The organism is Thauera aromatica K172 (assembly GCF_003030465.1).
In the GTDB taxonomy this organism is placed as follows: domain Bacteria; phylum Pseudomonadota; class Gammaproteobacteria; order Burkholderiales; family Rhodocyclaceae; genus Thauera; species Thauera aromatica.
Genome location: NZ_CP028340.1, coordinates 47,199 through 53,761, shown reverse-complemented (window position 1 = coordinate 53,761; position 6,563 = coordinate 47,199). Strand labels below are relative to the sequence as shown.

The 6,563-nt window shown below is 63.0% G+C and carries 11 protein-coding genes; all 11 read left to right on the top strand.

The window, feature by feature from the left end:
* The 11 genes from Tharo_RS17515 (at position 1) to Tharo_RS17465 (ending at position 6,519) form a co-directional block, all read left to right on the top strand.
* Positions 1-435, top strand: coding sequence for an antirestriction protein (locus Tharo_RS17515; protein ID WP_011600655.1), 435 nt, complete (start codon positions 1-3; stop codon positions 433-435).
* A 40-nt stretch (positions 436-475) separates the two neighbouring features.
* The gene (locus tag Tharo_RS17510; protein WP_011600654.1) at positions 476-1,510 is read left to right on the top strand and encodes a hypothetical protein; all 1,035 of its coding nucleotides are present in this window, start codon (positions 476-478) and stop codon (positions 1,508-1,510) included.
* Positions 1,507-1,761, top strand: a complete 255-nt coding sequence (locus Tharo_RS17505) for a hypothetical protein (RefSeq protein WP_011600653.1) — start codon at positions 1,507-1,509, stop codon at positions 1,759-1,761. Before Tharo_RS17510 ends, Tharo_RS17505 begins: the two co-directional genes overlap by 4 nt.
* Before the next feature lie 155 nt (positions 1,762-1,916).
* Entirely contained in the window at positions 1,917-2,147 is a 231-nt protein-coding gene (kleA, locus tag Tharo_RS17500) for a stable inheritance protein KleA (RefSeq protein ID WP_011600652.1), read from the top strand.
* 60 nt (positions 2,148-2,207) lie between these two features.
* Positions 2,208-2,426 (top strand): DUF2688 domain-containing protein, encoded by a 219-nt coding sequence (locus Tharo_RS17495; protein ID WP_011600651.1) that lies wholly within the window; start codon positions 2,208-2,210, stop codon positions 2,424-2,426.
* Between the two features lie 115 nt (positions 2,427-2,541).
* Positions 2,542-2,874, top strand: a complete 333-nt coding sequence (gene kleE / locus Tharo_RS17490; RefSeq protein ID WP_011600650.1) for a KleE stable inheritance protein — start codon at positions 2,542-2,544, stop codon at positions 2,872-2,874.
* Position 2,875: 1 nt separating this feature from the next.
* A complete protein-coding gene (locus tag Tharo_RS17485; RefSeq protein WP_011600649.1) occupies positions 2,876-3,118 on the top strand; it encodes a DUF2761 domain-containing protein in 243 nt (80 codons plus the stop codon).
* 169 nt (positions 3,119-3,287) lie between these two features.
* Positions 3,288-3,590 (top strand): transcriptional regulator KorA, encoded by a 303-nt coding sequence (locus tag Tharo_RS17480; RefSeq protein WP_011600648.1) that lies wholly within the window; start codon positions 3,288-3,290, stop codon positions 3,588-3,590.
* Positions 3,587-4,351 (top strand): ParA family protein, encoded by a 765-nt coding sequence (locus tag Tharo_RS17475; protein ID WP_011600647.1) that lies wholly within the window; start codon positions 3,587-3,589, stop codon positions 4,349-4,351. Before Tharo_RS17480 ends, Tharo_RS17475 begins: the two co-directional genes overlap by 4 nt.
* A complete protein-coding gene (locus tag Tharo_RS17470) occupies positions 4,348-5,391 on the top strand; it encodes a transcriptional repressor gene korB (RefSeq protein WP_011600645.1) in 1,044 nt (347 codons plus the stop codon). Before Tharo_RS17475 ends, Tharo_RS17470 begins: the two co-directional genes overlap by 4 nt.
* 186 nt (positions 5,392-5,577) lie before the next feature.
* The gene (locus tag Tharo_RS17465; RefSeq protein ID WP_011600644.1) at positions 5,578-6,519 is read left to right on the top strand and encodes a DNA-binding protein; all 942 of its coding nucleotides are present in this window, start codon (positions 5,578-5,580) and stop codon (positions 6,517-6,519) included.
* Positions 6,520-6,563 lie beyond the last annotated feature (44 nt).

Sequence of the window (6,563 nt, the reverse complement as noted above, 5' to 3'; positions counted from 1 at the left end):
ATGGATAACCAAGCTCAAGAACTGATCCCCGTTACCGCCGCCCTGGTGGACGACGAACACCGCCTGGACTTCCTGCCCACCTACTTCGGCCCGCGTCTGATGATGCGCGGCGAAGCCCTGGTGTATGGCTGGATGCGCCGACTGGCCGAAAGCTACAACGGCGGGTTCTGGAACTACTACACGCTGACCAATGGCGGGTTCTACATGGCCCCGGTGCTGGGCCGGCTGCGCCTGGAAGTCGATGGCAACGGCTACAGCGGCGAAATGTCCGCTGACGCGGCCGGGATCGTCGCCACGCTGTTCGCGCTGGGCCAGCTTGCGGCCGAAACCCAGGGCACGGACGAATGCGATGCCCTGATCGACCGTTACCACTGGTTGCGCGAGTACGCCGGCACGCACGCCGAGGCCGCGCAGATTTACCGCGCTATTGACTGATGAGGGGCGGCCCCGGTTTCGACCGGGGCCATTTCATGCCATGAAGAAAACCATATCAGCACAGTGCGACGAACGGGACGACTTGATGGCCGAGCTGGCCGCCTCGATGCCGTCCGATCTGGACGGCCTGCTGGCCGTGGCCAGGGCCGCCGTGGACGAGCTGCACGCCGGCGTGATGGCTTGCGACGATGCAGCGGTCGAGCTGGCGACAAACCGCTACGAGGCCGCGACCTGGAAACTCAACGGCGGGACGTTCTTTGGCTGCCAGGCAGACCAGGACGCCGCCGGGTGCGTCATTGACCGGCATTGCAGCGCCGCGCCTGGTGACGTGCCCTGCTGGGGTCAGGCTGGCCAATTCCTGGTTGAAGTCGAGGGACTGCGCGCCCTGGTCGATTTCGGCGGCGGCATTGGGGCGATGGGATGCCATTTCGCGTTCAATGTCGTTGACCTGGATAAGCCGTTCATTTCGGAAACGGGCTATCGCTCGCATTTCGACCGGCTGCGCGGCGGCATGACCGTCGATGCCGTGGCCGCCGCGATCTTCGCGGCGATCCTCAAGGACAAACGACCCAGGCGGATCGAGCCGGACAGCCGCGACCGGCTGGCCAGCTATGCCCTGCCCGCCTGGACGGCCGACCTGGTGCCGCAACCATGCCGGGAGCCGGCGACCGTGGACGTGCCCAAGGGCTTTGTCCTGGTCGATGTTGTGCTGCCGGCGCATCGCGCCTTCATCGCCCGCAAGTGGGCGGTCGAGGCGAAGGCAAAGATCAAGGCGGCCGAGGCCGCCGAGTTGTACGCCAAGGAAGAAGCGGCAGGCGGTTTCCGACCTGGTGCCAGGTGCGAAGTGGTCAGCGTCCACCATCACGTTTTCAAGAAGGAAATCGGCAAGAAAGTCATCATCACGAAGGTCAGTCACGACACCCGCCAGGTGTGGGCGCATGACGACCGGCCGGCTAGGTATCGCACCAACCGGAACGGCAGGCGAGTTACCGAGTACGACCCGCGTTGTGTCGAATCTTGCTACAGCTTCGACCAGTTGCGGATTTTGAGTTCACCAGGAGAAAACAAGTCATGACAGAAGCAAATATCAGGCTGGAATGCCTGCGCCCGGCGGCGCGCTGGCAGCAACCTACCGGGGAGGAAATCCGGGAGGTGCTGCGAGTGGCCGGATTGACAGGTGGCGCAGCGGCGAAGGCGCTGGGCCTTGGAGCCAAGGGCGACCGCACCGTAAGGCGCTGGATCGGGGAAGAAACTGCGATCCCCTATGCCGCGTGGGCGCTGCTATGCGAGTTCGCGGGGCTGGGCATCATCTGGAAAGAGGTTTGAACGCCAAGGGAAAAATTTAGCGGCTAAACTCAACCTGAACTATGCGGATATAACGGAAAAAGTTTAGCTAAAACGCTTGACAGCTAGGGCAAATTGCCCTAATATTACACATGAAGGCCGGGCATATCGCCAAGGTCAATACCGGAGAATTTCCGATGAGCAAGATCATGCCGTGGATTGATGAACTGCCCGAGGCAGCAAAGACCGACTTCCCTGCCCGCCGTGACGGCATTGTGGCGATGTTGGACGAGGCGGCCGAGCTGGTGCGCAAGGCCGAGGAACTGCGGGCCAAGGCGTACTTCACCGGCTGCACGCTGGAAGGCGATGCCAAGGCCCACTGGTCGGGTCAGGCGGTGGAGGAAGCCAAGGCGCGGGTGCGCTGGTAAGGAACCACGGCCCGGCTTCGGTCGGGCCACTTCAACGGACGCCAGGAAGGAAGTTTTCCGATGCACAAGGGCAAGATCGAGATTCAGATTGTGGAAGTACCGTGCCGCCGCTGCGGTAAGAACATTCGCCAGTTGAGTCATAGCCTGTTTGGCGCGAACGAGTTGCGCGACAAGCTGGGCGGGATTTGCGGGGAGTGCATCACGCCGGAAGAGGATCGGCAGATTACAGAAGCCATGCTGGGCGCGGTGGCCGAGCTTGAAACGGCTACCAGGCATTGAAGGAACGCCCCGGATTTCTCCGGGGCGCTTGGCCTGGTGCTGGCACACCGTAGCCGCACTTCCGAGTGTGGAAGCAAACAGCATTGAACCCGCGAAACGGGTGGAGGGTCAAGCCATGTCGAACATCATCAAGTTTCCCAGGAGCGAGCAGGCCGAGCCAGCGCCGCCGGTGCCTGCTACCGTCCCGCCGGCCAAGCCGGCCACGGTTTCTAACGCCAAGGGAAAGGTGTTTCTCGCGGGCGTGCTGCGGTTTGTCTGGATCGCGGTTGTCCTGGTCTGGCCGGTGCTCAAGTGGCTGGTTTCCATCGAAGTGTTTTTCCAGTTCATCCGCATGATTTATCACTGGAACACGCCGGGCGTGTATGCGGGCTGGACGTTCCTGCTGCACTTCGCCGTGCTAACCGCCCTCACCTACTTTGTGTCGATCTACAAGCCGAAAGGACTTTGACATGCGAAAGCAACCGATCAAGCCGGGCTTTGTTTGCCCGCACACTGGCCGCGTGGCCGTCCTGGTCAGGGACTACGCCAACAGCGACTTGAATGGTGATGCCCCGGCCTACTGGTACAGCGCCCAGGCCGAAGAGTGGGGGCTTGATCCGTGGCGACTGGTGGAAGGTGTCGATCCGCACACGCAGGCGGTTCAATGGACGTTTGCTTTGCCGATGGGTCGAGCAAGACGGTCGGGCCGCTGATGACCTTCTTTCTCGCGGCCGCCGATGCGGCACGACTGGAAAATAAAGCAGATTTTAGCCGCTAAAACGCTTGACGATGGCGCGAGGTTTAGCTAAACTTTGCACATGGTCGGCGGCTGGCACCGCCGTTGTTCAACAACCGGGTGTGGAGTTGATATGGGTGTTATCCATGAAGAAACGGTTAACCGAAACCCAATTTCAGGCGGCAATCAAGGGCCTGGAAATCGGGCAGCAGACCATCGACATAGCGCATGGCGTGCTGGTCGAGGGTCGGCCCCAGGCGGCGTTTGTCGCGTCGCTGGGGCTGTCGAAAGGGGCGGTGTCGCAGGCAGTCAATCGCGTATGGACGGCTACGAAGGGAAATCTTCCCGAGGGCTTCGAGCGAGTGGCGGCGGTACTGCCGGAACATCAAGCATTCATCGTGAAGAAGTGGGCAGAGGACGCCAAGAAAAAACAGGAACCGAAAGCATGAAAACACTGGTCACGGCAATTCAGAAGGGCGGTCAGGGCAAGACGTTCGCAACGTGTCACCTTGCGTTCGACTTTCAGGAGCGCGGCTTGCGCGTGGCCGTGATCGACCTGGACACCCAGGGCAATGCGAGCTGGACGCTGGACGGCCACGATTCGGGCTACCCGGCCAGTCGCATGTTCACCGCCGGCGCCGACGAGCTGCGGAGCTGGTTCACTGACAGGGAAGATGACGGCATTGCGCTGATCGCGGCTGATGCCAGCCTGGCCAACCTGGACAAGATGGACTTGGGCCAGGCCGCCGGCGCGCTGCGGGCCAGCATCGAGGCGCTGGGCGAGTTCTTCGACGTGTGCCTGATCGACACCGCCCCTTCCCTTGGCGTTGCCATGACAGCGGCCGTGCTGGCCGCTGACTACATGCTTTCGCCGGTCGAAATGGAAGCGTACAGCCTGCAAGGCATGAAGAAGATGGTTGCCGTTATCAGCAACCTGCGGAAACAGAACCCCAAGCTGCGGTTCCTTGGCATGGTGCCGAACAAGGTAGATGCCCGGAAGCCGCGCCACGTCGCCAATCTGGCCGCGTTGCAGCAGGCATACCCGCAACTGGTGTTGCCGTTCAGTGTGGGAGCGCGTGACAGCATCGCGCAGGCGCTGGGCGAGCAGATGCCGGTGTGGAAGATCAAGAAAACGGCAGCGCGCAAGGCCACCCAGGAAGTGCGCGGACTGGCCGACTACGTGTTCACGAAAATGGAGATTGCACAATGACCGCCACGCAGACCAAGAAGAAGGCCGCTGCGGCCGCGCAGAAGCCCCATGCGGGCGGTATGGGCCTGGACAGCCTGGGCGACCTTGCCGGACTGCTGAACGAGCCACAGGCGGCCAATACGGGCGTTGCAGGGCCACAGGACTTGCCGCTGGAACTGATCGACGAAGATCCGAACCAGCCGCGCAAGGAGGACAACCCCGGCTTTTCGCCCGAGTCCATTGCCGAGATTGGCCAGACGATCAAGGATCGCGGCGTGAAATCGCCTATCAGCGTGCGCGAGAACCCGGACGCACCAGGCCGCTACCTCATCAACCACGGCGCACGGCGCTTTCGCGGCTCGAAGTGGGCGGAAAAGACGACCATTCCGGGGTTCATCGACAACGACTACAACGACGACGATCAAGTCATCGAGAACCTGCAACGCAACGAGCTGACCGCCCGCGAGATTGCCGATTACATCGGCCGCGAGCTGGCCAAGGGCAGGAAAAAAGGCGAAATCGCCAAGGCGGTCGGGAAGTCGGCGGCATTCATCACGCAGCACGTCACGCTGCTGGACTTGCCGGAGCCGATTGCCGAGGCGTTCAACAGTGGCCGGGCCAAGGACGTGACGGTTATCAACGAGCTGGTGACGGCCTACAAGAAGAACCCGGACGAAGTGGGCGCGTGGCTGGCCGATGACAGCCAGGAGCTGACGCGGGGATCGGTCAAGCTGCTGCGCGAGTTCCTGGACGACAAGCGTAGCCAGGGCGAGGAAGAGCGCGACCCCAACACCGTCGATGCCTTCACCGGCCAGACCGACGCCGAGGGCGACGGCGAAAGCGATGGTGACGCCAAGAAGGAAAAGGAACCGAAGGAGCAAGACCCGGACAAGCTGAAAAAGGCCATCGTCCAGGTGGAGCATGACGGCCGCCCGGCTCGCCTCATCCTGAACCGCCGACCCCCGGCCGAGGGTTACGCCTGGTTGAAGTACGAAGATGACGGCCAGGAGTTCGAGGCCGATCTTGCCAAGGTGCAACTGGTGGCCCTGCTGGAAGGCTAGACCGCCCGGCACACCGCCGACCCCACCCACCCCGCCCCGCTTCGGCGGGGTTTTTTTTGCCTGAACGCCGGCCAACACGCGCCGGGCCGGGCACTTTAGCCGCTAAAAAGTTTAGCTAAAACGCTTGACAGGTAATAATAAGAAGAATATTATTATTCTTACCAAATCAACCAGGAGGGCGACAGCATGGAATTGACTAAGGAAACCCGCGACCGCATCTTTGCCGCCGCTGATGAGTTGTTCGAGCAGAACGGCCGGGACGGCTTCCCGACCGTCGATGCCGTGCGCAAGGCCGCCCGCGTCAACATGAACGACGCCAGCAGTGGCATGAAGGAATGGCGGCGTGCGCAGACCGCACAAGCGGCCCCGGTGGCTGTCCAGGTGCCAGAGGCCGTCCAGGCCGCCGGCGGCCAGGCGGTGGCCGTGTTGTGGCAGCAGGCGCAGGAGCTGGCGAACGAGTCGCTGCGGGCCGCGCAAGCGGGCTGGGAGGGCGAGCGGGCCGAGCTGGACGCCATGCGGGCCGAGCTGGCCAACGCCTACGAGTCGCAGGCGGTCGAGCTGGATGCCGCGCAAGCGCGTATCGTGGAGCTGGAAAAGGCGATGGACACGGCCGACGACCAGGCGAAAGCCCAGGACAAGGCGCTGGCCGAGCTGCGCGAGTCGCTGGCCGCGTCCGAGCGGCGGGCCGTGCTGGCCGAGCAGAAGGCCGAGGAGATCGAGCACCGCGCCCGCGAGCTGCGGGCCGAACTGGATCGGGCGCACCAGGAAGCCGACCGGCTGCGCCAGGAGCGCGATCAAGCCGTGGGCCGGGCCAAGGCCGCCGAGGAAGAGCGAGACACCGCCCGCAAGGAAGCCCTGGACGCGCTGGCCGAAATCACCAAGATCAAGGCCAAGACCGAGGCCGAGCGCGAGGCGCACCAGGAGCAGCGGAAGGCGGCAGCACAGGAGGCGGCGCGTCAGGCCGAGCGGTACACCAAGGCGCAAGCAGAGCGCGACAGCAGCCGCAAGGAAGCCAGCCAGGCCCGCGAAGAGGCCGCCACCCTGCGGGGACGCCTGGAAGCCCTGGAAACCGTCATGGCAAAAGCAACGAAGGCCGAGGGCGGCCGGGGTAAGAACGATAAATCCTGATTTATCGGGGGGCTTTGACTAAAATTGCCGGTGTTACCTTGACA